Origin of the sequence: Chitinophaga filiformis (assembly GCF_023100805.1) — a bacterium.
GTDB classification, from domain to species: domain Bacteria; phylum Bacteroidota; class Bacteroidia; order Chitinophagales; family Chitinophagaceae; genus Chitinophaga; species Chitinophaga filiformis_B.
The window spans coordinates 1220356-1246854 of the sequence record NZ_CP095855.1 but is presented as its reverse complement, the minus strand read 5'-3'; the positions used below and the strand labels follow the sequence as shown (position 1 = coordinate 1246854).

Annotated in this window: 21 protein-coding genes; 10 read left to right on the top strand and 11 right to left on the bottom strand. The window is 47.0% G+C overall.

The window, feature by feature from the left end:
• Positions 1-9: 9 nt before the first annotated feature.
• The 6 genes from gldC to MYF79_RS05180 form a co-directional block, all read right to left on the bottom strand.
• Positions 10-357: a gliding motility protein GldC gene (gldC, locus tag MYF79_RS05205; RefSeq protein WP_199654655.1), complete on the bottom strand. Its 348-nt coding sequence runs from the start codon at positions 355-357 to the stop codon at positions 10-12.
• A 50-nt stretch (positions 358-407) separates the two neighbouring features.
• Positions 408-1502 (bottom strand): glycosyltransferase, encoded by a 1095-nt coding sequence (locus MYF79_RS05200; protein WP_247812865.1) that lies wholly within the window; start codon positions 1500-1502, stop codon positions 408-410.
• A 150-nt stretch (positions 1503-1652) separates the two neighbouring features.
• Positions 1653-2075, bottom strand: coding sequence for a hypothetical protein (locus MYF79_RS05195; RefSeq protein WP_247812864.1), 423 nt, complete (start codon positions 2073-2075; stop codon positions 1653-1655).
• Positions 2076-2132: 57 nt separating this feature from the next.
• Positions 2133-3281, bottom strand: coding sequence for an ABC transporter permease (locus tag MYF79_RS05190; protein WP_247812863.1), 1149 nt, complete (start codon positions 3279-3281; stop codon positions 2133-2135).
• Between the two features lie 2 nt (positions 3282-3283).
• On the bottom strand, positions 3284-4426 hold the full coding sequence (locus tag MYF79_RS05185; protein ID WP_247812862.1) for a glycosyltransferase: 1143 nt from the start codon (positions 4424-4426) through the stop codon (positions 3284-3286).
• A gap of 57 nt (positions 4427-4483) precedes the next feature.
• Positions 4484-5287 (bottom strand): alpha/beta fold hydrolase, encoded by an 804-nt coding sequence (locus MYF79_RS05180; RefSeq protein ID WP_247812861.1) that lies wholly within the window; start codon positions 5285-5287, stop codon positions 4484-4486.
• Between the two features lie 71 nt (positions 5288-5358).
• Here MYF79_RS05180 and MYF79_RS05175 point away from each other — a divergent pair, with 71 nt between their 5' ends.
• From MYF79_RS05175 to MYF79_RS05150, 6 genes are all read left to right on the top strand, one after another.
• Positions 5359-7152 carry an acyl-CoA dehydrogenase family protein gene (locus MYF79_RS05175; protein ID WP_247812860.1) on the top strand — a complete coding sequence of 598 codons (1794 nt, stop codon included), beginning with the start codon at positions 5359-5361 and terminating at the stop codon, positions 7150-7152.
• An 85-nt stretch (positions 7153-7237) separates the two neighbouring features.
• On the top strand, positions 7238-8983 hold the full coding sequence (locus tag MYF79_RS05170; protein WP_247812859.1) for an N-acetylmuramoyl-L-alanine amidase: 1746 nt from the start codon (positions 7238-7240) through the stop codon (positions 8981-8983).
• A gap of 94 nt (positions 8984-9077) precedes the next feature.
• A complete protein-coding gene (locus MYF79_RS05165) occupies positions 9078-11507 on the top strand; it encodes a TonB-dependent receptor (RefSeq protein WP_247812858.1) in 2430 nt (809 codons plus the stop codon).
• Between the two features lie 243 nt (positions 11508-11750).
• Positions 11751-12764 (top strand): type IV toxin-antitoxin system AbiEi family antitoxin, encoded by a 1014-nt coding sequence (locus MYF79_RS05160; protein WP_247812857.1) that lies wholly within the window; start codon positions 11751-11753, stop codon positions 12762-12764.
• Between the two features lie 144 nt (positions 12765-12908).
• Entirely contained in the window at positions 12909-13586 is a 678-nt protein-coding gene (locus MYF79_RS05155; RefSeq protein ID WP_247812856.1) for a hypothetical protein, read from the top strand.
• Positions 13583-13753, top strand: coding sequence for a hypothetical protein (locus tag MYF79_RS05150; RefSeq protein WP_247812855.1), 171 nt, complete (start codon positions 13583-13585; stop codon positions 13751-13753). The genes MYF79_RS05155 and MYF79_RS05150 overlap by 4 nt, the downstream gene beginning before the upstream one ends.
• Positions 13754-14148: 395 nt before the next feature.
• Here MYF79_RS05150 and MYF79_RS05145 read toward each other — a convergent pair whose 3' ends face one another.
• The 3 genes from MYF79_RS05145 to MYF79_RS05135 all read right to left on the bottom strand — a co-directional run bounded on the left by MYF79_RS05145 (position 14149) and on the right by MYF79_RS05135 (position 20302).
• Complete coding sequence (locus MYF79_RS05145) at positions 14149-15201, bottom strand: phytase (RefSeq protein ID WP_247812854.1); 1053 nt, start codon at positions 15199-15201, stop codon at positions 14149-14151.
• 37 nt (positions 15202-15238) lie between these two features.
• A complete protein-coding gene (locus MYF79_RS05140) occupies positions 15239-18055 on the bottom strand; it encodes a TonB-dependent receptor (protein ID WP_247812853.1) in 2817 nt (938 codons plus the stop codon).
• Positions 18056-18664: 609 nt separating this feature from the next.
• Positions 18665-20302 (bottom strand): tetratricopeptide repeat protein, encoded by a 1638-nt coding sequence (locus MYF79_RS05135; RefSeq protein ID WP_247812852.1) that lies wholly within the window; start codon positions 20300-20302, stop codon positions 18665-18667.
• Positions 20303-20592: 290 nt separating this feature from the next.
• Here MYF79_RS05135 and MYF79_RS05130 point away from each other — a divergent pair, with 290 nt between their 5' ends.
• Positions 20593-20946, top strand: a complete 354-nt coding sequence (locus MYF79_RS05130; RefSeq protein ID WP_199654643.1) for a carboxymuconolactone decarboxylase family protein — start codon at positions 20593-20595, stop codon at positions 20944-20946.
• A gap of 99 nt (positions 20947-21045) precedes the next feature.
• Positions 21046-22080, top strand: coding sequence for a 2-oxoacid:ferredoxin oxidoreductase subunit beta (locus MYF79_RS05125; protein WP_247812851.1), 1035 nt, complete (start codon positions 21046-21048; stop codon positions 22078-22080).
• Between the two features lie 79 nt (positions 22081-22159).
• On the opposite strand, the gene MYF79_RS05120 is transcribed toward MYF79_RS05125, so the two are convergent.
• Both MYF79_RS05120 and MYF79_RS05115 read right to left on the bottom strand, forming a co-directional pair.
• Positions 22160-22798: a LysE family translocator gene (locus MYF79_RS05120; protein WP_199654641.1), complete on the bottom strand. Its 639-nt coding sequence runs from the start codon at positions 22796-22798 to the stop codon at positions 22160-22162.
• Between the two features lie 113 nt (positions 22799-22911).
• Complete coding sequence (locus MYF79_RS05115; RefSeq protein ID WP_247812850.1) at positions 22912-24444, bottom strand: GH3 auxin-responsive promoter family protein; 1533 nt, start codon at positions 24442-24444, stop codon at positions 22912-22914.
• 158 nt (positions 24445-24602) lie between these two features.
• Between MYF79_RS05115 and MYF79_RS05110 the strand changes: the two genes are divergently transcribed.
• Complete coding sequence (locus MYF79_RS05110; RefSeq protein WP_199654639.1) at positions 24603-25376, top strand: inositol monophosphatase family protein; 774 nt, start codon at positions 24603-24605, stop codon at positions 25374-25376.
• A 16-nt stretch (positions 25377-25392) separates the two neighbouring features.
• Entirely contained in the window at positions 25393-26427 is a 1035-nt protein-coding gene (thiL, locus tag MYF79_RS05105; RefSeq protein WP_247812849.1) for a thiamine-phosphate kinase, read from the top strand.
• Positions 26428-26499 lie beyond the last annotated feature (72 nt).

Sequence of the window (26499 nt, the reverse complement as noted above, 5' to 3'; positions counted from 1 at the left end):
GGTTATGGCCTATTGTTCCTGTTTCTGCTTTTCTTCGAATTTCTTGTAGAAATCCTTGGCAAAAGCACGGAGATCATCCGCCTGGTCCTTATATGGCGTAGCACGCTGATAAGTATCAGCCATGGTCATTAATGTCTGGAAAAAGAAATCGGCCATTTCATCCACCATCATTTGTTTCGTCCATAAGTCTATGCGCAGGGCGGTTTTGTCACCACCATCCCAAAAGGCGATCAGCATGGCCTTTGCCTGCTGGAAACGGTCTGCTTCAGAGCTGTCAGTTGCCCTCCATTCTATCTTTTCAGGTATCCTGTCATTGTCCAGTCCCACCTGAATTTGTATGGTAGATGTCTTTCCCATGATATTGTTTGTTCCCAAATTTTAAGAACCGCAAATTTAGTATTAATTGGCTAATCTATAATCAGTGTGTCAAATGCCCCGCCCGGGCCCGCTTTCCTTATCTTACCCAGCAGCCGGCTTCTCAGTTCCTCATCTTTATACAACAGACACATTTTATCTGCCAGGTCCTCCAGGCTCTCCGGATCAGCATACAATACCGCATCTCCCCCCGCTTCCCTTGCTGCAGCGCCCTCCAGGGCAATAACCGGTACATCGCACTGCATGGCTGCATATACCGGCATGGCAACGCCTGCAAAACGGGTTGTATACAGCAGCGCATAAGCTCCTGCTACTATCCCCGCCAGTGTGGCCTGATCGGCATCTGGTATCAGCACCACGTCATTCCTGTATTTATAGGAGGGTAAAGAGCCCGTAATTTCTGCACCGGCAGGCGTCTCTGAGCCTACCAGCAACAATTTCATATTGGAGTGCAACCTGCGCTTTAAAGCGGAGAATGCCTTGAGCAGCGGCATCAGGTTATTTTTCGGGTGGATGTTGCCTACGGCCACGAAATACTCGACACTGCCGGCATAGGTGCTTTTCACTTCCTCCCTGTCCTCCCATTGCAAGGGTTTATAACTATTGTCAACAGCCGGCAGCAACACCTGGAGTTTTGCGGCTGCATCAGGTGCATACTGTAATATGTCCTGCTCCAGGGTATGCGACAACACAATCACTTTTTTTGCCTGAGCGATATACCTGGTCAGATTCTTTTTCAGCAGGCGCTGCCTCGAAACCGGGATGCCAGCCAGGCCATGCAAAAAGCCCGCATCACCAATCACCAGGTGAGCAGGCACCTTGCTGCGTAAAGGTATTTGCCCGTCCATACCCAGAAAAAGATCCAGCTGCTGCTTCTTAATGGCGCTCACCAGTTTCCATTCCAGCCACAGGTACTGCTGCCAGTTACGGAAGCCCGTAGCAGGTACTACCACTGTTCTTACATTCTCCGGCCATTGTAAGGTTGCCGGCGGTGTCTGATCAAAGAAGAAAACGAAATGGTGCTCCGGGTGTGACTGGCATAATCCTGACAGTAGATCCCTGATGATGTTACCTGTATCCGCAGGCGTATCCTGCAATACACAGGAGGCATTCACTCCTATACGCATAGTTTGGCTGCTTATTCTGCAGGTGCAAAGCTATGGAGAAATAAGAATTGAGGAGGATGAAGTCCATAAAAAAAGCCAGATCCTTTATCAGTAAGGATCTGGCTTGAAATTATATGAACGGGCAGCATCTGAAGTGATACTATTTTAGCCTCATCCGTCCGATTTATTCGTAATCCAGAATGTCTTCGTAATCTTATTATTCTCGTTACCGGCTGAAGTAATGGTAACCGTCACCTTTACCGTACGGAGCCTTTCCAGCCCCACCAGGGTAATATTAATAACACTGTCTTTGGAGGGTGCAACAGGATTCTGGGGGAAAACAATACCACCAGGATCAGTAATAGCATCTACCTTTATGTTTACACCTGCTGCAGGCATAACAGAATTGATCTTCACCTGGAAAGTATAACTGCTTCCAGGAGCGGCGGTATATTGTCCTTCTGCAACATTTTCCAGGGCTACCTTCAGGCCTTCCTCTTCAGGTTTAGGCTCAATGGCTCCTTTTTTCTTGCAGGCGGAAAATGTGATGGCGAAAAGGGCTAAGGCTGTAAAAAGATATGATTTCAAAGGCATAGTAAAGAATTATGGATAAGGGTAAAATTAGTCGTTTTTTTAATGCGATCCAAGTGTTTACTGCCGCACGTCCATGGCGTCCCGCAGCCCGTTCCCTAACAGGTTAAAGGCCAATACCATCACCATAATGGCCAGACCCGGAATTAACGCTAACATAGGATTGTGGGTGATAATAAAGTTATAGTTCTCCTTGATCATCAGGCCCCAGGAAGGCTGCGGTGGTTGCACCCCCACCCCCAGGAAACTGAGGCCGGCTTCTACAACTATAGCGGTGGCAAAGTTACCTGCGGCTACCACCATTACCGGGCCAAGGATGTTGGGCAGTATATGTTTTACTATCGTGCGCGTATGACCAAAGCCCAGGGCCCGCGTAGCTTCTATAAAAGGCAGTTCCCGCAATGCCAGCACCTGCCCCCGGATGATCCTGGCCACATTCACCCACATGGTCAGTCCCACAGCTATGAATACCTGCCAGAAACCCTTGCCCAGCGCTAACGTAATGGCAAATACCAGCAGCAAGGTAGGTACAGACCAGATCACATTCACCAGCCACATCACCACATCATCCGTCACTCCCCGGAAATAACCCGCTACTGCTCCCAGCAGGATGCCAATGGTCAGGGAAATGATCACCGCTATACAGCCTACACTCAGACTCACTCTTGTGCCTACCAGCAGGCGGCTCAGAATGTCCCTCCCGAATTTATCTGTTCCCAGCCAGTAAATGCGTTCTTTGATCCTGTTAGCGGCAATCTCCTGTTGCCATTGTTTCAACCTGCCGCCGGGAGGCACTTCCTTTGCAAATAATACGCGTCCAAGGCTATACCGCTCCGTCACCGTTTCTTCTTCATCCAGGTATCTCGCTATAATGATGTCATTGCCGGAAAAATGCCAATTACGGACAGGGATATAGCTTACTGTATCAGGCTGGCCATTCATCAAACGGGAGAAAAAACCAACCTGGCCTATCTGCCGGTCCTGCTGCAGCGCCAGTACATGCATACGGAACCCCGGCTTTTGCCCGCTGGTCTCCAGCATCATCCTGTTGGCATAAGGAGTGCCGTCGGGCGCCAGTACATAGGCCAGTATACTAACGATCACTGCCAAAACGATCAACAACATGCCCGCTACAGCGCCCGTATTACGCCGTAACCTTTTCCAGGCATTACCGCCAAATGAGGTTCTGCTGTTGCTGTCTGCCATCATGCTTATTTAACTTTTCGTCCCTTCCACTGGTAAGAGCCAAACTTACCTAACCAACCTGCCACTACAATGTAAGGAATATGAAAGAACTGTCCGGGAATAAACCTTGATAATAAAGCTGTTTTACCAAAGAAACGCGCTACAGGTATCAGGAAATAAAACTCCACCAGGATCTTATAGAGCAGCAATCCGAGGACCCACATACGCCATGCCGGCAGGAACAGGGCTGCTATCCCGGCCAGCAGCATCCCTGCATTCCAGAAATATACGAGGGCCAATACCCAGGTCAGCCGCTTGTCGTCATACTTATCTGCTTTGGACGACCAGCGTATACGCTGATGCATAAATGCCTTAAATGTATCTACCGGTAAGGTACGTACTATCGCCTCCTCACTTTTCATATACAATACACCTGCCGGGTAAGCCCGGTAGATCTTAAACATCAGCAGCATATCGTCGCCCGAAGCAATGTTATCTATTCCTTTAAAACCACCTACCTCATAAAACACTTTGCGTTCGTAAGCCAGGTTGGCGCCATTGCACATAGTGCCCGATTCCAGTGCTGCCAGTGCCCCTGTGATGCCCTGCATTGTCATAAAATCCAGCGACTGCAGCACTTTAAAGAAGTTATGCTCCTGGTAAAAACTAACCGGTGCAGCAATGAACTTTGGCTGATAGGTTTCATAGAATTGCACCATCCGCGTGATCCATTCCGGGCCCATTACACAATCAGCATCTGTGGTCATAATGATATCGCCGGTAGCGCGTTCCACCGCCATCTCTATTGCCTTCTTTTTGTAGGAATTCAGCCGCTGTTCTGCACTCAGGTGTTGGCTCAGCTGTAACAACTGTACGTTGGATGCAGGAAAGTTCCTTACAATAGCAGCCGTAGCATCCGTAGAAAAATCGTCGATCACAATCACCTCGAACAAATGAGCGGGATACGTCTGCGCCTTTAATGCCTGTAGAAGGGGCGGCAGATTTGATTCCTCATCCCTGGCGGGAATGATCACTGTTACCTTCGTTTGACCGCTTACCGGCTTTACAGGCCTGAAAGCCGGCAAACCTTTCCATCCCTGTCCATAGCGAAACATTAAATAACCGTAAACAAGACCTAAGCCGAACAGGATCGATAGAATGATATACATAGCTGAGACGATAGGCTGCAGATCACTATCTGCAGATGATTGTATGTTGTTGTTACTTTAAAAACTATGATTTTTTATGGCTTCCGCCGCATCTTCACCGATCAGGTGATGTCCCTTTTCCATTACCAGCATTTCACATGGGAAACTGCCATCCATAAAGCGCACGCCCAGCACAGGAGGTATTACGCGGTCATATTTGCCGAACAGCAGCAGCGTCCGGATCTTATATTTCTTCAGCAGCTCTTTACATAGTTTTCTATCCGGCATCATCTTACCCATACAGGTCCACACGAAATACACCCGTTCCCGTTTCTCCAGCGTGTTCATGCTGTTGAAAGTGAACTTGTGCAGGCCTCTGCTGATAAAACGCAGTCCCCGCCAGGTATGCAACAGCCCGAAGAACAATTGCGGATGATAAGTGCAGTATTTGAACAGTTTATTGCCCGTGCGCGTCTGGGTGGCAAACATATGCCAGGAATTATCTTTCAGTCCATCCGGCGCCAGCAGGTATAAACGGTCCACCTTTTCCGCCAGCAGCTGCACAATACATAAAGCTACCCGTCCCCCCATACTGTAACCCATCAGGGAGAAAGTGGAAAAACCATAATGCTCCAGAATGAGTAGTATTACTGCTTTCAGATCGTCCATTTCAAATGCCCGTTCTTCCTTCCAGTCCGTCTGTCCATGCAGGGGCATATCCAGCGCTACAATAGTAAAGTGCTGTCCCAGTGTGTAATGCAGACGGTCAAAGCTGCCGGCATTTTCACCAAAGCCATGCAGGCAGATAAGCAATTCCTCCCCTGTTCCATCACTGATCGTATGGAAACGGCTTTTCCGATATGGGAAAAAAAAGGAAGACATGGCACAAATGTATCAACTTTTGCCGTTTGGCCTAAACTAAGTAAATTACAATAGGACCAAAAAAATTCAGGATGGACGCTACAGTTGATAACAAACACGCACTGAAAGGCGTGGAATTCCTCGTTAAAGAAACCCCTGCCAACGAAGTCTTTACACCCGAAGATTTCAATGAAGAGCAACGTATGATCAGAGAAATGGCGGAGCAGTTTGTAAGCAAAGAAGTGACCCCGGTGCTTGACCGTATTGATAAACTGGAAGAAGGCCTGATGCCCTCCCTGCTGGACAAGGCAGGTGAACTGGGACTGCTGGGCGCTGCTTTTCCGGAAGAATACGGCGGGCTCGGAAAAGATTTTGTTACCGCTACACTGATCAATGAAGCCCTGGGTGCCGGCCACTCTTTCTCTGTTGCCATGGCCGCGCATACCGGTATCGGTTCCTTACCTATCCTGTACTTCGGTACAGAAGCGCAGAAACAGAAATATATACCTTCCCTTGCCAGCGGAGCAATGAAAGGCGCCTATGCCCTGACGGAGCCCAACTCCGGTTCAGACGCGCTGAGCGCTAAAACCACTGCAAAACTGTCGGACGACGGTAAGTTCTACCTCCTGAACGGGCAGAAATGCTGGATCACCAATTCTGGTTTCGCAGATGTATTTACCGTGTTCGCCAAAATTGACGGCGAGCATTTCACGGCATTCATCGTAGACAAAGACACTCCGGGCTTCACGCTGGGAGCGGAAGAACATAAAATGGGCATTAAAGGGTCTTCCACCCGGCAGATCTATTTCCAGGATGCTAAAGTGCCGGCAGAAAATGTGCTGGGCGAGATCGGCAAGGGCCACCTCATTGCCTTCAACATCCTCAACATTGGCCGTCTGAAACTCTGTGCAGCCGCTATTGGAGCAGCCAAGCAGGTTACCACTATCACTGTGCAGTACGCCAATACCCGCGAGCAATTCAAGCAGCCTATCGCCAATTTCGGCGCTATTAAACATAAACTGGGTGAAATGGTGATCCGGAACTGGGTATGTGAATCAGCCCTCTACCGCACCGCCCAGCTCATTGACGAAAAGGAAAAAGAACTGGTAGCAGCCGGCAAACCATTTGCAGAAGCCCTGCTGGGCGCTGCTGAGGAATATGCCGTAGAATGCGCCATCCTAAAGGTGAACGGCTCTGAAGCACTGGACTTTGCTGTGGATGAAGGCGTGCAGATACATGGCGGCAATGGCTTCAGCGATGAATATGTCATCTCCAAGTCCTACCGCGACAGCCGCATCAACCGTATATTCGAAGGCACCAATGAGATCAACCGCCTGCTGGCCCTGGATATGACATTAAAGCGCGCCATGAAAGGCCGCCTGGACCTCATGACGCCTGCTATGAATGTCATGAAAGAGCTGATGAGCATTCCTGATTTCGGCAATGAAGATGAAACGCCTTTCAGCGCCGAGAAAAAAGCGATCGCTAACTTCAAGAAAGCTATTCTGCTGGTAGCCGGCGGCGCTGTTCAGAAACTGATGCAGGACCTGCAGAACGAACAGGAAATACTGATGAACATTGCAGACATGGCCATCGAAACATTCACCGCAGAAAGCGCCCTGCTCCGGTTGCTGAAAAGAGTGGAACTGGAAGGCGAAAGCGTCAATGCCCTTCAGGCAGACATCGTTCGTACCTATATCAACGATACGGCTGACCGCATCAATAAATACGCGAAAGATGCCATCAATTCATTCGCCAGTGGTGATGAACAACGTATGATGTTACTCGGTATCAAACGCTTCACCAAAACAGCTCCTTTTAATACCAGGGATGCACGCAGGCGCATCGCTGATAAACTGATCGCAGAAAATAAATACGCCTGGTAAGCTTCACCATCGCAATTTTTCAATATTTTCGAGTGCCATCCGTAAGAGCGGATGGCATTTTTTTTGTTTACTTTGTCGTGGGACTATGAGGAGATTCGCACTACTATTACTGATACAAACAGCGTATACAGGTCTACAACTGCATGCACAGGCATTCCTGAAAATGGCTCAACCACTCAGGACAGAGATCAATACCAGCAGCGCCAGACAATATTTTTCAGGCCGCACATGCGAAGGCTGTAAGGTATTGCTGAACAATGACAGCATTTATGTATACCCCAATGGTGTATTCGCACTGAAACGCGACCTGAAACCAGGGAAAACGACGATGGTACTTTCAGCTACCGACAGTTCCGGCAAATTTGTATCGCGTACATACCATTTCTACTATAATCCGCCGCCACCATTGCGGGTGACGCCGTCTTTCCGTATCGACTATGTAACGATATCGCCCAAAGCCAATGCGATCCTTTCCGCAGGTGATACCCTACGGGTACGTATGAAAGGCTATCCCGGCGGACAAGCCAGCTGGTTCAATGGTACCCCCATCCCGGAATTGCCTGCAGCGCAGACAAGCGGGATCGCAGGCTTTTACCAGGGGTATTATGTGCTGACAGAAGCCGATTCGCTCCTGGATGGCAAGATCAACGTCTTCCTGAAATATAAAGGGCAGACAGCGGTATTGCCTGGTACATTCCGTTATACCTACCAACGCAATACCCAACTGACAGCCCGCACGATTGACGATCAGACCTATCTGACCATATCTCCTGAAGGAGACCGCCTGGGCCCGGAAAAAATGGGCTATCTCGACGGCGACGTACTACTGCATGTGACCGGTAAAGAAGGCAGTCACTTCCGGGTAAAACTCAGCGCTAACCAGTTTGCCTACATTCCTGAAAGCCTGGTAGATACGATGACGGCAACAGAACCGGCCCCTCAGAGTATTGTGAACGAGGCGCGGGTGTGGAGCGACAAGCAATTCGACTATATCTCCGTTGGTCTGGCCGACAAACTGCCTTACCTCTCTACGCAGGAAGTGAATCCGGGTAAGCTCATTGTAGATATTCACGGCGCCTTGTCAGAGCCGGGGTTTCTGCCGCAAACGCAAGGCACGGGAGAGATCAGCCGGATAGACTGGCAGCAGGTAGGCCCTGATGTATTCCGTATAGCAGTTTCATTGACGCATAACCAGCCCTGGGGCTACAAGATATTTTATGCAGACAGTAACCGGCTGACCATCCGGATCAAACACCAGCCCGCCAGCCTTCAGCTGAAAGACCTGACCATTGCAGTAGATGCCGGTCATGGAGGTGGTAATATCGGCACCGCCGGCGCCATGGGAGTGGCCGAAAAACAGTTAACCCTCAACCTGGCCATGCTGGTGAAGGTGGCACTGGAAAAAGAGGGCGCCCATGTTATCACCACAAGGGTAAGCGATGTATTTGTGGACAACCAGGCCCGCTTATATAATTATCGTCAGCTGGCCCCCGACCTGTTGCTGAGCATTCATATGAATTCCTCCATCAACCCGGTAGATGTGAAAGGCACTGCCAATTACTACAAATATCCCTTCTGCGAGCCGCTGAACCGGCACATTCACGACCGGCTCCTGGAAACCGGACTGGCAGATTTTAAGAATAATGCCAATTTTAACTTCATCCTGAACATGCCTACGGAGATGCCCACGGCTCTCATAGAAACACTTTTCCTCAGTTACCCGGAAGATGAGATGCGGATACTTGATGAGAACTTCAGGCTGGTATTGGCAGACAAGATCGTACAGGGTATTAAAGACTTTCTGCAGGAAGCCGGCAGGCAGGGACAGTAATTTTTCCCTTTTGAGTAAAAACTTTTCCCGATGCGACATCACAAGTAAAGCTGACTACGTCAAATTTGCGCCTGATTTTCAACTAGCAAACACTATGATGAAGTTTACAGGCCATTATACGAGAGCAACTTTACTATTTTTTGTCGTGCTGCTTTCTTTCTTTACCACAGCCAATGCGTCTTCTTTTAATGAAGATAATAACGGTATCATCAAAGGAAAGGTAAAAACCTCTGACGGGAAACCGGCTGCAGATGTACCGGTGATCCTGCAGGGAACGGCTCAGGCCACCACTACAGACGGGGCAGGCAGCTTCGCTTTCCGTGGTGTTCCGGCAGGCAATTACCAGATCATCATTTCACAACCAGGCTTCGCGAATATTATAAAAGAGGTTACTGTAAGCTCAGGACAGACTATTACGCTGGACTTCCAGCTGGACATCTCCCGCCAGGAGCTGAACGAGGTGGTGATCACCGGTACTCAGAATAAACTGGTGAAACGCAGCAGTGAATATGTATCCAAACTGCCACTGGCCAATATCGAGAACCCACAGATATATACTACCATCACGAAAGACCTGATGGCTAACCAGCTGGTATATTCCGTAGACGATGCAATGAGGAATGCTCCTGGTATTGCCCGCTTATGGGAATCTACCGGCCGCAGCGGTGATGGAGGTTCTTATTACAGCTCTCGCGGCTTTATCGTACAGAGCCAGTTACGCAACGGTGTAGCCGGTAATGTGGCTACCAAGATCGATGCTGCCAACCTGGAAAGGCTTGAGGTGATCAAAGGCCCTTCCGCAACACTTTTCGGTAGCACACTCACCTCTTATGGAGGCCTGATCAACCGTGTCACTAAAAAGCCTTATGATCATTTTGGTGGAGAGATCACCTACGCCGGTGGTAGCTTTTCCTACAACCGACTTCAGGCAGATATCAACACTCCCCTTGACTCCACCGGCAAAGTAGCCCTGCGCCTCAATACCGCATATACTTATGAAAACAGCTGGCAGGATAATGGTTTCAATAAAACCATTGCGTTCGCGCCAAGCGTTTCCTACAAAGTAAGTGACAGGCTCTCTTTCCAATTTGATGCTGAATACTATAGCGGAGAAGGAACAGGTAACACTATCTTCTTCTTCCCATGGGGCCTGAACATGTCCAGGTTGAGTGGCCAGAGCGCTGATAAGCTGAACATCGACTACAAACGCTCTTTCTTCAATGAAGATCTTATACAGAAGTCAAGGAACATGAACTTCTTCGCTACGATGAACTATAAGATCTCCGGTCAGTGGACATCCCAGACAATCTTTACCAACACCAACAGTTATTCTGATGGCGCAGGTCCTTATTTTTACCTGCTGCCTGGCGATTCAATCTCCCGCAATGACCAGTTCACCGACAACAGCAAAGTAGGTGTAACCGAAATACAGCAGAATTTCAGCGGCGATTTTAAGATCGGTAACATGAGAAATCGTTTTGTTGGTGGTCTGGACTTCTTCTTCCTGAATGAAGATGAATACTATTCCGGCGGTACTTATGACATCGTTCCTTCTCACGGAACTATTGCTGATTACAACGGCTTCAACCGCGCCAATATGGATAAGATCTATCAGAATGGCGGTTACACCTTTACATATCCTGTCATCTACAAAGCTTATACTTACAGCGCTTATGCATCTGATGTACTGAACATCACAGATAAACTGGCGGTACAGGCAGCATTACGCATCGATCATTTCGATCGTAAGGGTACGTATGATAATACTTCAGGTAAGACAGGAAACGATGGTTATACACAGACGGCTTTATCTCCGAAATTTGGTGTTGTTTACCAGATCATTAAAGACAAGTTGTCTGTATTCGGTAACTATCAGAACGGCTTCAAAAATGTAGCGGGATATGATTCCAGCAAGAGAAAAGCCTTTACACCTGAGCAGGCCAACCAGATCGAAGGTGGTGTAAAAATGGACCTCTTCGAGGGTAGACTGACCGGTACATTCAGCTACTACGACATCAAGGTAAAAGATATCGTACGTACAGATCCTGAACATCCACTCCGCAGTATCCAGGATGGAACACAGCTCAGTAAGGGCTTTGAAGCACAGATCATCGCAAATCCCATCCAGGGACTGAACATTATAGCTGGCTTTGCCTATAATGATTCCAAATATGAAAAGTCATCTGCTGATGTAGAAGGCCGTCGTCCGACTACCGCAGGTTCTCCGGTTCTTGCCAACCTTTGGTTGAACTACCGCCTGCCTGTCAGTGCTACCCGCGCAGTGAACTTCGGCTTCGGTGGTAACTATGCGAGCGAGACCAAAGTAGTGAACTCGGTTTCCACCGGTATTTTCACGCTGCCTGAATACACTGTGCTGAATGCAACCGTATCTTATGACACTAACAAGTTCCGCATCGGCGCCAAAGTAGATAACCTGACAGATAAACATTACTGGATCGGTTATTCTACCATGAATCCTCAGAAGACAAGAAGCATTACCGGAAGTATTGCTTTTAAATTCTAATACCCTCACTAGGTATATAAAGAAACGCCGTCCCGATCATTTCGAGGCGGCGTTTTGTTTTAAATGACATTCTCTCCGCAACCGACAGCTATTACCTGGAAGAGCCGCCCCAATCACCTGAGGAGACTCTTGAAAATCCACAACAAATTCATTATCAACAACAATCGTTGCAAATCAAAATTTGGTAGTTCCTTTTTTGTTCAATAAATTTGATTGTTCATGATTCATGAACATGTACTAAATATGAACAAACTACCTGAACATAGTGTATTAAAGGATACTACGTCCAATTTCAGCAAGCTGACCGGAGGGAAAATAAAAACAAAGCCTTCCCCCAATCCGTTTGCAGACGCATATGTTCAAATTACCCTTGGTGATCAGCGTTGTGATTTCCTGGTAGAGTTGAAAAACGAGATCCGTCAAACTCATCTTCCTGCCATTATTCAGCTATTTGGCCGCGACAAAGAAAAATGGCTGTTGATAGCGAGATATATTCCTGTTACACAAAAGGAACGTCTGAGGGCAGCGTCTATCAACTATCTCGAGACGGCAGGTAACTGTTATATCAACGTGCCGGGCATGTTTATTTATATAAACGATAAAGAAGTCACTCCAAGCAGACAAACAGATAGCGGTAAATTATGGAGCGCTACGGGATTAAAATTTCTGTTTGCCATATTATCTAAAAACGCACTGATAAGGGCATCCTACAGGCAAATTGCGCAGGCTGCCGGCATTGCATTAGGTAACATTGGTCCGCTGCTGGAGGAACTAAAACAAGGTGGATACATTGAAAGTACTGACGACTCGCCACGATTGCTTGACAAAGAAAAACTGATTCGCCGTTGGATCGAACTGTTTCATGTAACGCTAAGGCCTAAACTCATCAAAGGCAGATTCCGCTTTTTCGATAAAGAACAACAGGGTAAATGGAAAAGTGTTCCGCCCACAGGATTCTGCTGGAGTGGAGAAGCAGGAGCGGATCTGCTTACAAACTACCTTGAGCCAGAGACCTTCACTATATATTCAACCCGGATCACTAATGAATTGATAAAACAACTAAAATTAATTCCGGATATCGAGGGTAATATAGAAGTACTTGAACAGTATTGGGACGACTCATTGCTGAAAGATTATAATCTTCCTGAAGGTATTGCGCCTCCGCTAATTATCTACGCGGAATTACTGGCGGGCACAGATAGCCGTACCTGGGAAACAGCTGAAAAAATTAAAAACAAGTACTTGCATGGCAACTGATATTATACTCCCGGCAGTACTTGAGCAAAATGACTTTTGCTTTTTTACTAAGCATGTTTTATTACGCACACATTATCTACCTGAAAAATGTATATTGCAGTCTTCTGAAACTGAGCAGAGTTAACCACCAAAACATTCTAAAGAATGCCAAAATCATTTTATGATCTTGATTATGATATCGAGGTCAATGAGAAAAGAGACGCAAGCCTGAAAGAGGAATACGATAAAATTCTTGGAAAGGTTTCAAATATCCTGATCGTCTATTCCGGTGTTTCCGTTTTTTTGATTGCGATTTGTAAGGATTTTTTCACTCCGCCTGTCAATGGCTGGTATCTTCTTTCCTTAGGAATATTCGTCCTTTGCTTTATAATCTCATTCGCATATACAATTTTATTCCTATATCCCAAAAATACGCCTGTACTGGCCCCACCTAAAGAATACTATACTGATTTACGGTCACAGCTTGAAGCGGCGTTGCCAACTCACCCAGCAGCACCTACCCAAGCGGAGAAAGAGCAGATAGATGTCCAGCTTAAAACCGCATATATCACTGAATTGGAGGACGCTATAGACATAAACACCGACCTCGTCACTAAAAAACAAGCCCATTATTTCAAAGCCTTCAAATTCGCAATATTTTGTATATTCCCCTTCTTCGTTTGCATGGTATTCCATTTGCTAAAACCCGACGAGCCGACTTCTGTCAAAATTGTAGACTCAAATAAAAGTAGTATCTTAGTCATAGATACAGTTAAAGTGTTAGAGGTGAGTTCTCATATTGATTCAACTCTAAAATCGCAACTAAAAGCCAATAAGAAATGAAAACAAATAGTAATAAGAAACCCGCCCATGCCAAAAAAGCTACCAGCACAGTGAACAGGTTCCCTGGTGTTGATAATAACAAGCTGATTAAGGTACAGGTTGGTACTGTGAAGGAGGGATCCACTAAAGTAATACCTACCCAGTTTACCCTACCTAATCAACAATAATAAACCGCAAGAATACAGGTCAATTTCCCATATCTCTTCACCCGAGCTTGTAAATGATATTACACTTTAGCTCCAACGAACTACCATCTCTCGAGTGACTTTATACCCCATCAAATCTGCCTAGACGCGATCAGGCTTATTTTACAATAAGCGATGTTGAAAGCTATGGCGTGGGGAATAGATTGTATGCTGTGAGAATGGAAGCATATTATTTCTCTGAGAACCTTCCTGGCTACCACAGAAAAAATATTTAAGATAGAACATTCGGCTCCTTCTACCATGAGATTGAAGATGATGTAATTGAGGTTACACGCGCTATTCTTAATAACACATGCTGTAAGAAATAGCCGCCTCAAATATGAGACGGCTCTTTGCTTTATATTTCCCCCTGCCTGTTATTTCCTTTCAATCTTCCCTGCAACATCCTCCCAGGAATAATAATGAAATACCTTTCCATTGCTCATTGCCACAAACAAACCTTTTGAGAACTTATTCCCCAACGGTACCGCTGTCACATCTGAACCATCGCTTTCCAGCGTAGATACCGGCACTTCAGCGATAAGTGTATGTTCATTCGCATGCCCATTCTCTCCTTCTCTTCTGTATATCATGAAAGAGTTGTTCTGTTGATTGGACACCAGTATATAACCAGTGGAATCAGTAGCGGGATAAATAGAAATACCTTCATGATCTGACACAAATCCTTCCTTTGCAAACAGCGCCAGTTCCGTGTTATCCCATTTTGAAGGGTCTGCAATATACTTACGTACACCTACTGTTTCATCGGAATAATAGATATACCCCAGCTTATTATCTACTGCGATAGCCTCAATTTCCTTCTTACCACTGTAAGCGCCAAACCTGCGTACAAGCCGGCCTTTCACTACACCGCCTTCATCTGTCAGGCGGTATTGCCAGAGATAACCATCTGCAGGCCCATTTTTACGACCTACCACGGCAAAGATCGCGGCGTCTTCAGGACGGGTATATACGGCGATGCCCATAGGCGATCTTTCTTTTTCTCCTGTGAATACGGGTATACCGCCATTATCCAGGGGGGTAAGATCAGGAAGACGGAACACGCGGATACTGTTTGTTTCCCGTTCTGTCAGCACAGCAATATCTACCGGCTGACCATTCAATTTAAATCCATAAGCGATGTCCACATTATTCGGACGCTTTAGCCCCAATACTTTGTTGACGATCTTGCCTTCCAGGTCAAAGGCATACAATCCGCCTTCACTATTCTTGTCGGTACCAATGACCAGGCTTTTTAAAGTATCTGCCTTGTTGATCCAGATGGCAGGATCATCGGTATCGTATCCTGTTTCCTGTGTAATAATTACGGGCTTTAAACCATCCTGCCTTACCACAGTCTTTGCAGGGTTCATCTGACAGGCAGAGAACAACACCAGACCACTTAATGGCGCCAATATATTTTTTAACATGTATTTTATCCTTTTATAAACAACAAACCCCGGGTGATTACAGATCGAACTTCAGACCGAAGTTATACCTTGGACGATAGTATTCTGCCTGCATCGTTCTGGAGGATATACCCTGATAATAACGCAGTGGCTGATTAGTCAGGTTATTGGCTTCACCGAATACCCTTAACTGTTTTGTCAGCCTGAAGGAAGCATTCAGATCCAGGAAGAATTGTTTATCATAGAAACGGTCGTCGAAATTATCACCACCCAGTTCATCGAGGTAAGACGCGGTGTAGTTACCAGACAATCTTCCTGTGAAACGCCTGCTTTCATAAGAAAGAGAGGCATTGAACATGTGCGGAGCTGTTCCCGGTAAAGTTACATCAGTACGTTTGTCGCCATCCGCATTGTAAATACCATCTGCTTTGGATTTGGTATAAGTGTAGTTCACATATACACCAAATCCTTTGAGGAAGCCTGGCAGGAAATCCAGCTGCCGTTGCAGGGCTACTTCAAATCCATATACTTTGACGTTATCGCCGTTACGGGCCTGTTTATAAGTCCACTCTTCTCCTGCAGGAATAGGATTGGTAGCTACATCCTTATAGTCTGCTGCAAATTTTTCCAGTGTATAGGCATTATCCCTGTAAGTATAGATAAAGTCACTGATACGCTTGTAGAAAACACCACCCGACAGGATACCTACTGACTTAAAGTATTGCTCTGCCATCAGGTCAAAGTTCAGTGCACGTGCAGCTTTCAGATCCGGATTACCTGCACTCAATGCTGCATCGTCGGCAACGCTGCTGACATACGGTGCGATGTCATAATAATTAGGACGGGCTATAGAAGTAGTAGCGGCCGCACGCAGTACCAGGTCATTATTCACGTTGTATTTAAAAGTGATACCAGGCAATACATTGGTATAGCTGTTCTGCACCTTACGGGATCCTTCCAGCTCTTCTTCTTCCGCTACAATGTTACCTTCATAATCGATATGTGTATTCTCAATACGCACACCGGCAATTACTGACAACTGTTTTGTCAGGTCCTGATCCCAGCGGATATAACCTGCGGTGATCCTTTCCTTTGCATTGAAGTTAACGGCGAGATATTCAGCCGGATTGTCGCTCTTCTCAAACTTTGCAGCGTCATCCAGCTGCTGGGCGCCCAGGAACGTGTTGATCACAAATGTACCCGGCGTATATTTTTCACCTGGCTGATATCCTTTTCCGCTGATATGGATATTGGAGATCTCCGCGAGATTACTGAATTCGGTGATCGGTTCATATTCGAAGAAGTTATTCTCCCTCTTTTTGTCTTTCAGACGCAGTCTTCCACCTACACGCAAACGGCCTTTCTGCCCCGGCACTACGCTGAAAGGGAAACGCAGGTTCATTTTCAACCCCAGTTCATTTTCACGGGTGTAGTCATGATTCTCTGTCAGTGATTTAAAACTGAAATCCTGGTCGGTCAGCGAGTTGGCAGTTACCAGGGGAAAACGGGCGTCCGACAGATCCAGGTTCAGCGGACTCTTACCTGCCCTGTATTCAATATAACGCTCATGAGGCCTGTCTTCGCTGGCTGTGGAGAAACTTGCCGCCCAATCCAGGTCTACCTTACTACCCAGCAGGTGCTCACCACGCAGAGAGTAGTTCTGCACGCGCTGATCTTCCAGCCTCCGGTTCTTATTACGGCCATTGTCGATACCACCTTTTGTTTGGCGACGTACAGAACCCCCATAACCGGTGATAGCGTCATTATCATCATATTCAGGCTTTATGTCTGTAATACGCAGGCGGTAGCGGTTTTCCCTGTCATCGCGCCAGTTGTACATAGCATTTGCATAAAGGGTATTTTTAGCATTGATCTTATAATCCAGTGCAGCAGACATACTCCTGCGGATACGCTGTACATTATATTTACGTACCTCTGATTCGGAAGTGTAGATATGCCCGAAATCATCTTTACTCCAGGTAGCTTCCATGTCATCGGAACCGTAGTCATTATTATTGTAGGAAGCACTCAGCACAGCACCCAGTTTGCTGTCAAAGAAACGGTTAGCCAGTACGAGGCTACCTGTATACAATGCCTTGTTACGGATGGGGTTCACACCACCGGAGAGGGTGGCAGAAACACGAGGACCGTTTGGAGCGGCGCGGGTTACCAGGTTTACGGATCCACCGATCGCATCTGCATCCATATCGGGTGTCAGGGTCTTGTTCACCTCTATGGTCTGGACCATATCTGAAGGGATGAGGTCCATTTGTACACGACGGTTGTCACCTTCCGCAGAGGGGATACGGTCGCCGTTCAGGCTTACGGAGTTCAGTTCCGGAGCCAGCCCCCGGATAATAATATTACGGGCTTCCCCCTGATCGTTCTGCATCGTGATACCAGGGATACGCTTGATAGCGTCTCCCACGTTCGCATCCGGGAAACGACCTATCTGGTCGGCCGATACGATATTGGTAATATTAGGATTATTCCGCTGCTGGTTCAGGGCCTTTGCCTGTCCGCGGAGACGGTCCCCGATCACCAGCACCTCTTTTCCGGCTACGCCGCCGGCTTCCATTTTCAGTTTCAGATCAGTTGCCTTGCCGGGAGCTACAATAACTTCCTGGCTGAAGGTCTGATAACCGATATAAGTTACTTCCAGGGTATAAGTACCGGCAGGTACGCTTAGGAATTCGAATTTACCTTGTTGATTAGAGACTGTGTAATGATTGCCCGGTTTCAATTTTAGTGTTGCACCCGGTAATGACAATTGCTGGTTTTTGTCAACAATGTTACCGGTCACCAGCCCGGTAGTCTGTCCGAAGCAGATGATGCTTAGCCAGGAAAAGAAAACAGTGAATAACAGTTTTTGCATATTGGTAGAGAGTTAATCCGTTTGTTCCGCAAAGGTGCATTTGGGAGTTCCTGAAGCCAAATCAGTGGGGTATACAAAAAGGATACACCGTTACAAAGAGCGTAAACAACAAGGCAACATGCGAAACAAAACGAGCATAACGACGTGATTATCAATACACACTAGCGTAACAGAATGTCAGTTAAGAAAATATTACCGTAACATTAAGGGAATGTTAAGTGCCACTGTTTGTGCTTTTACCCATTCGTCTGCTGCTTTGATTTCTTCTTTTCTGGCGATCATTAACTATGTTAACTTCTCCTCTTTGGGCCTTTTAAGTCGCAAAATTTGCCTGTCTCATTGAACATACATAGCTAATATTTTAACCCTGACTTAGTCAAGTGCTTAATTGATTTCGTCTTTTTTGGGCGATCATTATCTATGTCAACTTCTCCCCTTTGGCCTTATAGGGTCGCCAGATTTATCTGTATCATTGAACATAACATCGCCAATATTTTAATTTCTGACTTAGTCAAGTGTTTAGTTGACATAGTCATTTTATATAATATATCTCACAGAATATCAAGTCGCCAGAGCGAATAGTAGTTATAACGCCGGGTTGACGGCAACTCACAAACTCTGGATAAACGCCGTCAGGCTCTCCCCCTGCTGAAGATTTAGCTTTTTGCGAAGACGGTATCTCACCACACGCAAACTATCCTGCGATATCCCCAGCAAAGTGGCGATATCCTGCGATTCAATATTCATTTTGAGGAGGGCTACAACCCGGAGGTCGTTGGAGGTAAGTGTATCACAATATTTTTTCAGGTTATCGAAGAAAGCCTGATGCACCTGTTCGAAGATATTCCTGAAATCGACCCAGTACTGGTCATGATTGAAACTATGATTGATCTGGCCGAGCAACTGTTTGAGCTGTTTCTTCTGATCCCGCTTCTCGTCCTTCACCATTTCATCCAGCCTGACACGCAACTCTTCCAGCAACTGGTTCTTCTGAATAAGATGTAGCGTATGCGTGGTGAGCTCCCTGGACCGGACTTCCAATTCCTCCTTCAGTTTTCCCTCCTGTAACTGCTTATTCTGCAAAGCCGCCTCCATCAGCTCCTTCTCCGTTTCAAATATCTGGCGGTGCTGTTGCCGGAGTATCTGCTCGTTGCGCAGCTTCAGTCGCTGGCGGCTAATAACCAGGATCCCCAGGGCAACCAGTAACAGGATGACGATAACGGTTGCAGCGGTAATTATACGCGTTGTTTTGCGGGCATTCTGCAACCGTTCTATCTCATTGTTCTTCTTTTCAATATCATAGACCGTTTGTAACAGAGCCACCTGCTTGCTATTTTCTTCAGAATACGTTTCCAGGAGGTATTGGCGGCTCAGCTCCAGGTAATAGAAAGCGCTATCGTTAGCTCCCGCCAGGTGATGCGCCTTGGCAATATCCCGGTAGGCGCCGCTCAGCTGCCGCTGCTCATGCAGCTCCAGTGCCAGCAGCAAGGCGCGGCGGGTTTGCATAAGCGCCCCGGCATATTGCCCTGTTTTCCGGCACACATCGCCCAGGTTGTTCAGGATCTCGATGCGGGCTATCTTATCCTCACCCTGTATGTTCAGCTCCAGGGCCTTGTTGAAATAGAAAGATGCTGAATCATAGCGGGCAAGGTCTTCATAAATGCTGCCGATATTTTCGTAGATCTTAGACATACCCGCCTTATCGTCTGCAGACAGGTAAGCGGCCAATGCGCGGCGCTGGTACAGGAAGGCACTATCGTATTGTTGTTGCTTCTCATAGAGGTGGCCGATCTTTCCGTAGGTCAGCGCCACCCCCGTCTTATTGTTCAGCTGACGGAAGATGGCGAGGGCCTCTTCATATTGCCTGCGGGACAGTTCAGGCTGTTTGTTGTAATAATACAGCATCCCTATATCGTTCAGATTGTCAGCCAGTTGCTGTTGCGCCCCTTCTTTCCGGAAAATGTTGCCGGCCTGGAGATGGTATTCCAGTGCCTGGGGAAAGTGCCCCAGATGGAAACAGATCTGTCCCATCTGAACAAGACACCGGGCAGCCGCCAGGGATTCTTTTTTCTCCACGGCCCGGTTGTAGGCTTCCTTTAAGGCCAGGAATGTAGAATCCGGCGCTATCTGCTCATAGTCGTCCTGATCAGGCAGCTGCAGTTTAGTGAGTTTATCGCTTTGCGCAAACAGTCCGCCAGACAGCAGCCCACTTAATATCAGCAGTAAAAGAGAACGCATCACAAACATAATCAACGGGTAAAGCGCAAAGGAAAGGGTTTAATGTTATCTTACTGTTAACCGGAGCCAGCAATCCGGATATCCCGCAGCCTATCAAAGGCCGGTGCAGCGCCGCGGTCCTCATCACTTCTTGTTATGAGCAATAACCTGGGGTTATCCCACATCACATAACTCATTAATATACAGACAATAAATAAACCAGTGCTTTAGTCCCCCTGAGCCATAGTCTACTGAACAAGTAGATTGATTTATATTTGGGAATCGTTTCATAGCTTTAAGGTGTGTAAACAAACAATAAAATGGCAGACGAGATAAAAGCTTTTAATGATTACCGGGCCAAAATGAACGAGGTAATCCTGGGTAAACAGAACAAGGTCATTAACCGTTTATTTAATCTTGATACAAACACCTACGCAGAAGGGGCATTAAGTACCAAAGTGAAGGAAATGCTGGGATTGGTATCGTCCATGGTGCTTCGTTGCGATGATTGTATCAAATATCACCTGGGAAAATGCCATGAACAGGGGGTTACTACCGATGAAATGTATGAGATCTTTGCTGTAGCCAACATCGTTGGCGGTACAATAGTGATCCCACACACCAGGAGAGCAGCCGAATACTGGGAGGCGTTACTGCAGCAGGAACAGGCTTAAAAGGGAACAGTTAGAAGTATTCCTTATTGCGTAAACCGCATAGGACAAACAATTCGTAACTTTGCCAACCGTTTTTCACTTTTTCTTTAAAACATTCAAATGTCAACAGCTACTATAGCTCCGCAGGCGTTAACGGCGAAGGATTTTGCAACGGACCAGGAAGTACGCTGGTGCCCGGGTTGCGGAGATTATTCGATCTTAAAACAGGTACAGACTATCATGCCCGGTCTGGGCATTCCAAAGGAAAACATCGTGATCGTATCCGGCATCGGCTGCTCGTCGCGTTTTCCTTACTATATGAACACATACGGTATGCACTCGATCCATGGCCGTGCTACCGCTATTGCTTCCGGATTGAAAGCCGTACGCCCCGAGCTCAGCGTTTGGGTAGTAACTGGCGACGGTGACGGGCTCTCCATTGGTGGTAACCATACCATCCATCTGCTGCGCCGTAACTTCGACATCAATGTTATGCTGTTCAATAACCAGATCTATGGTTTGACGAAAGGCCAGTACTCTCCTACCTCAGAAGAGAACAAAGTGACCAAATCCACTCCTTTCGGCAGCATCGACCATCCCTTCAATCCACTCGCGCTGGCATTAGGTGCAGATGCTACCTTCATTGCCCGCAGTATGGACCGCGATCCGAAACACCTGCAGGAACTGCTGAAACGCAGCCATGCTCACAAAGGCGCTTCCTTCCTGGAAATATACCAGAACTGTAACATCTTCAACGATGGTGCATTTGAGATCTTTACAGAGAAGGGCAGCAAAATGGAAGAAACTCTCTTCCTGGAACAAGGTCAGCCGCTGATATTCGGCGCCCAGAAGAATAAAGGTATCCGCCTCGACGGCTTAAAGCCGGTAGTAGTGGAACTGGGTGGAGAATACAGCGCCAGCGACCTCTGGATCCATGACGAGAAAGACTTCTATAAAGCGCAGATCCTGACCCGTATGTTTGACGATCCACGTATAGAAGGTCATCTTCCCCGTCCTTTCGGTGTGTTCTACCAGGCTTTCCGTCCTACTTACGAAGAACAACTGAACTTCCAGGTAGAAAGTGCCATTTCCCAAAAAGGCCCTGGCGATCTGGACAAGCTCCTGGCAGGCAGAGAGACCTGGACTATTAAATAGGAAATTTATCACCACCAATAAAAAGAAAAAGCCCATTCGCAATGAATGGCTTTTCTTTTATCTGTAATTGCTTTATTCATCAATGTGTGATGCTTCCCGGGTCGAGCAGCACCTTATACAAAAGGATCACCCCAAACAGGATCAGGCTCGCCCCTGCTATCTTATTCAGCCATACCACATTGCTTAAGGTCAGCTTGTGCCTGATCTTATCTGCCACAAACACTTTCAGAATATCTGTAGACAGTACCCAGACCAGCGCCGTGGCGTACATCATGATACGGTGCCCTACCGTAGTAGAACTGGACGATACGCAAACCCCCAGCCAGAAGATGATCACACCAGGGTTCAGTGTATTCATCAGGAAGCCGGCCAGCCAGATCTTCAGGTAGTCGTGCGTACGGAACATTTCCGGTCGTTCATCGCCTGTGCTGATCATCACCTTCTTGAAAAATAGCCCATATATGCCCATACATACAAGCATGATACCACCCACGATGCCGATGTACTTTTTATATTCTTCAAGACCGGTAATGAAAGCCGTTGCCAGGTTGCCGGTCAATACAAAAAATATATCGCTGAAAGATACTCCTAAAGCGAAGCTCACGCCTGCCTTGAATCCATTATTAATGCTGTACTTTATGATGGCGAAGATAACGGGACCTACAGAAATTGATAGAAATAAGCCCAACGCCATACCCTGTGCCAGTGCTGTTATCATGCGCTACAAAATTCCGTCGCCGTTGCTGCCACGGCTATCTTTATGTAAAAAATAAAGGGTAACCTTAGTTGCTGAAGTTACCCCTCTTTTTATTTATAGAATCGTTAAATTTCTCAGACTGATTTTACACTCAGGAACTGCTCCCAGTCTTTTAGCTTGTCGCCTTTCAATACACGCGGGAATTTGTTCATAGCGCCTTCTTTTCCTTTCGCCCTCATATAATCGATGAACACCTCATTAGGCAGTACTTCCACAAACAATTCCTTCAGGGCTGAAGTCCTTTCTACCGCGTAATCGTCGTTCACTTCAGACAATGTCTGATCAATGATCTCACGGACACGGCCAGCGTCTACATTCACATCGTCAGTACCAATATACCAACGGTGCGCAAACAGGCTTTCGTAAGGGAAACCCGCTACGGTGAATTCCTTGATGGTAATACCCATCTTCTTCTGCACCATATCGATCGCCTTGTTCATATTGTCGATACTCATATGCTCCCCGCACAGGCTCAGGAACTGCTTTGTACGGCCTACGATCACGATCTCGTGTTCCTTTACGGAAGTAAACTTCACCACGTCGCCGATCAGGTAACGCCATGCACCGGCACAGGTAGAAAGCATCACTGCATATTCCACATCTTCCACCACTTCATGGATCATATATGCCTTCGGATTAGGCTTTACTTCACCATCAGATGTAAAATTCTCTTCATTGAAGGGAATGAACTCATAGAAGATACCGGTGTTCAGCACCAGCTTGATGCCCTTTACGCCAGGCCTTGCCTGGAAACCAAAAGAGCCTTCGGAGGCCATATAGGTTTCAATGAAATTGATCGGCTTTCCCAGTAATTTCTGGAAGCTATCCCGGTAAGGCTCAAAAGACACCCCACCATGGATATATACGGCCAGGTTCGGCCAGATTTCATGAATATTCTTAACGCCGTGGTATTTGATGATCTCGGCCAGCACGATCTGTACCCAGGCAGGTACACCACATACGGTACCAACGTCCCACTGAGGCGCCTTACGCACGATCAGCCTGATACGTTGCTCCCAGTTTGGCTTCTTCGAGATATTACCGCCCGGTTTGTAGAAACGTCTGAACCAGCGGGGAATGTTCTTGGCCTGGATACCACTCATATCTCCCTCATAGTAGTCTCCTTTCTCGTAGAGGGCAGTAGTACCGCCCAGCATCAGGATCCCCTTGGTGAAGGATTTAGGAGGGATGTTGAAGTTAGCCATGGAATAAAGCTGCTTCACGCCCACTTTCTTGACGTTTTTCAGCATATCCCGGGTAACGGGTATGTGTTTACTCGCCGACTCCGATGTGCCGGAGCTAAGCGCGAAGTACTTTATTTTTTCCGGCCAGCTGACATTAGCCTGCCCCTCCAGACACTTATGCCACCATTCCGCATGCATTTTATTGTAGTTATGTACAGGCACTATAGCCCGGTACTGAGCCATTACATTCGGACTGTTCAGGATCTCCTGAAATTTATAATGTTGTCCGAATTGCGTGTCCTTTGCCTTCGCCAGCAGTCTGTGTAATACCTGCAGCTGATATTGGCGAGGTGTCCCTAACTTAAATGTAAATTTCTTCCTGATGCGCAGTGACCTGGATATAAGATTTCCTAAAATGGCCATTAATTTACCTTCTCATTTATTAGCTGCAAAAATACGCCGAATTTCGGATTGCTACGGTTTGATTTTGAATTACAGGTACCTTACCTCTGGCAATCTTACACAAACATATTACTAAAAACGATATGGTTAGAAAAAAAATTCCCGCGTACCTTTGCCACATGTTAAAAGCAACCCTACTCAAAGCAACAAAAGCCGGCGGAGATGTTCTAAAGCAATACTTTAACGGCTCTTTCGAGATATCCAGCAAAAGTTCCGTGAATGATCTGGTAACAGAAGCTGATAAGAATGCAGAGACTGCCATTTTCAGCGTGATAAGGGAAAACTTCCCGCATCACTTTATACTCAGTGAAGAGTCTGGCGAGATCACTTCAGATTCCAACATCAAATGGATCATTGATCCCCTGGACGGCACCGTGAACTTTGCCCATGGCATTCCCATCTGCTGCGTTTCTATTGGTATCGAGCAGGATGGAGAGATGATCCTGGGTGCTGTATACAACCCTTTCCTCGACGAATTCTTCTTTGCAGAAAAGGGACAGGGCGCTACCCTCAACGACAAACGTATCAGGGTATCCACTAAAGACGATATGAAAAAAGCCTGTATGGTAACGGGTTTCCCCTACACCTGGAAGGAATATACTCATAGCCCCATCGATGTATTTGAGTACTTCGTAAAACGGGGACAACCGGTACGCCGGCTCGGATCTGCCGCTATCGATCTCTGCTGGGTAGCTGCCGGCCGCTTTGACGGATACTACGAACATAGCCTCAATGCATGGGACGCTGCCGCAGGATTCCTTATTGTAGAGGAAGCAGGAGGTAAAGTAACCGACTTCAAAGGCCACCGCTACTCTCCTTACCAGCGTACGCTGATCGCTACCAATGGACTTATTCATGAGCCACTGGTGGACATTGTAAATGGAAAATACTGATCTAATATCATACACCATGAGTGAAGAAAGAACAGAGATCAACTCGCTTGGCGAGTTCGGACTAATAGAACTGCTTACTAAAAATATTGAGATCCAGCAGGCCAGCACGATCCTGGGTGTAGGTGATGACGCTGCTGTCATTGACCATTTTGGCCGCCAGACGGTCATATCCACCGATATGCTGGTGGAAGGCATTCACTTTGACCTGATGTATACGCCGCTGAAACACCTCGGCTATAAATCAGTGGTGGTAAACCTCTCCGACATATATGCCATGAACGCTAACCCTACTCAGATCACTATGAGTATTGCGTTCAGCAACCGCTTCTCCGTAGATGCGCTCAACGAATTTTATGAAGGCGTATATGCTGCCTGCGAAAAATATGGCGTAGACCTCATCGGGGGAGATACCACTTCTTCCCAGAAAGGCTTCGTGATCAGCGTAACAGCTATCGGTGAAGTGGCGCCTGACAAATTTGTAAAACGCTCCACCGCTCAGAAAGGAGACCTGCTTTGCGTATCGGGCGACCTGGGTGCCGCTTACCTCGGACTGACGCTGCTGGAAAGAGAAAAGAGGATCTACCTTGAAAGTCCGCAGCTGCAACCAGACCTGGAAGATCAGACCTATATTATCGGTCGCCAGTTAAAACCGGAGGCCCGTCGCGATATCATTGAATTCCTCCAGGAACAGGATATCCAGCCCACGGCGATGATGGATGTGAGTGATGGCCTCAGTTCGGAGATCCTGCATATCTGTAAACAGAGTAACCTCGGTGTGGTGTTGTACGAAGAGAAGATCCCTATTGCCAGTGAGACGAAGGAAATGGCACTGAAATTCTCTCTCGACCCCACAGCGGCAGCGCTTAGCGGTGGCGAAGATTATGAGCTGCTCTTTACCATGAAACAGGCGGACTATGATAAGATCGTTCTATCTGAGCAGATCAGTGTGATCGGGTATATGACAGATATCAGTGAGGGCGCGCATATCCATACTAAAGGTGGTAACAAATTCAAACTTGTAGCACAGGGCTGGAATGCCTTCCAGCAGTAAGCAATAAAAGTAAAAAAGATCAGGGATTGAGTGTTGCGGTATTCGCATTCATTCAATCCCTGATCCTTTTTT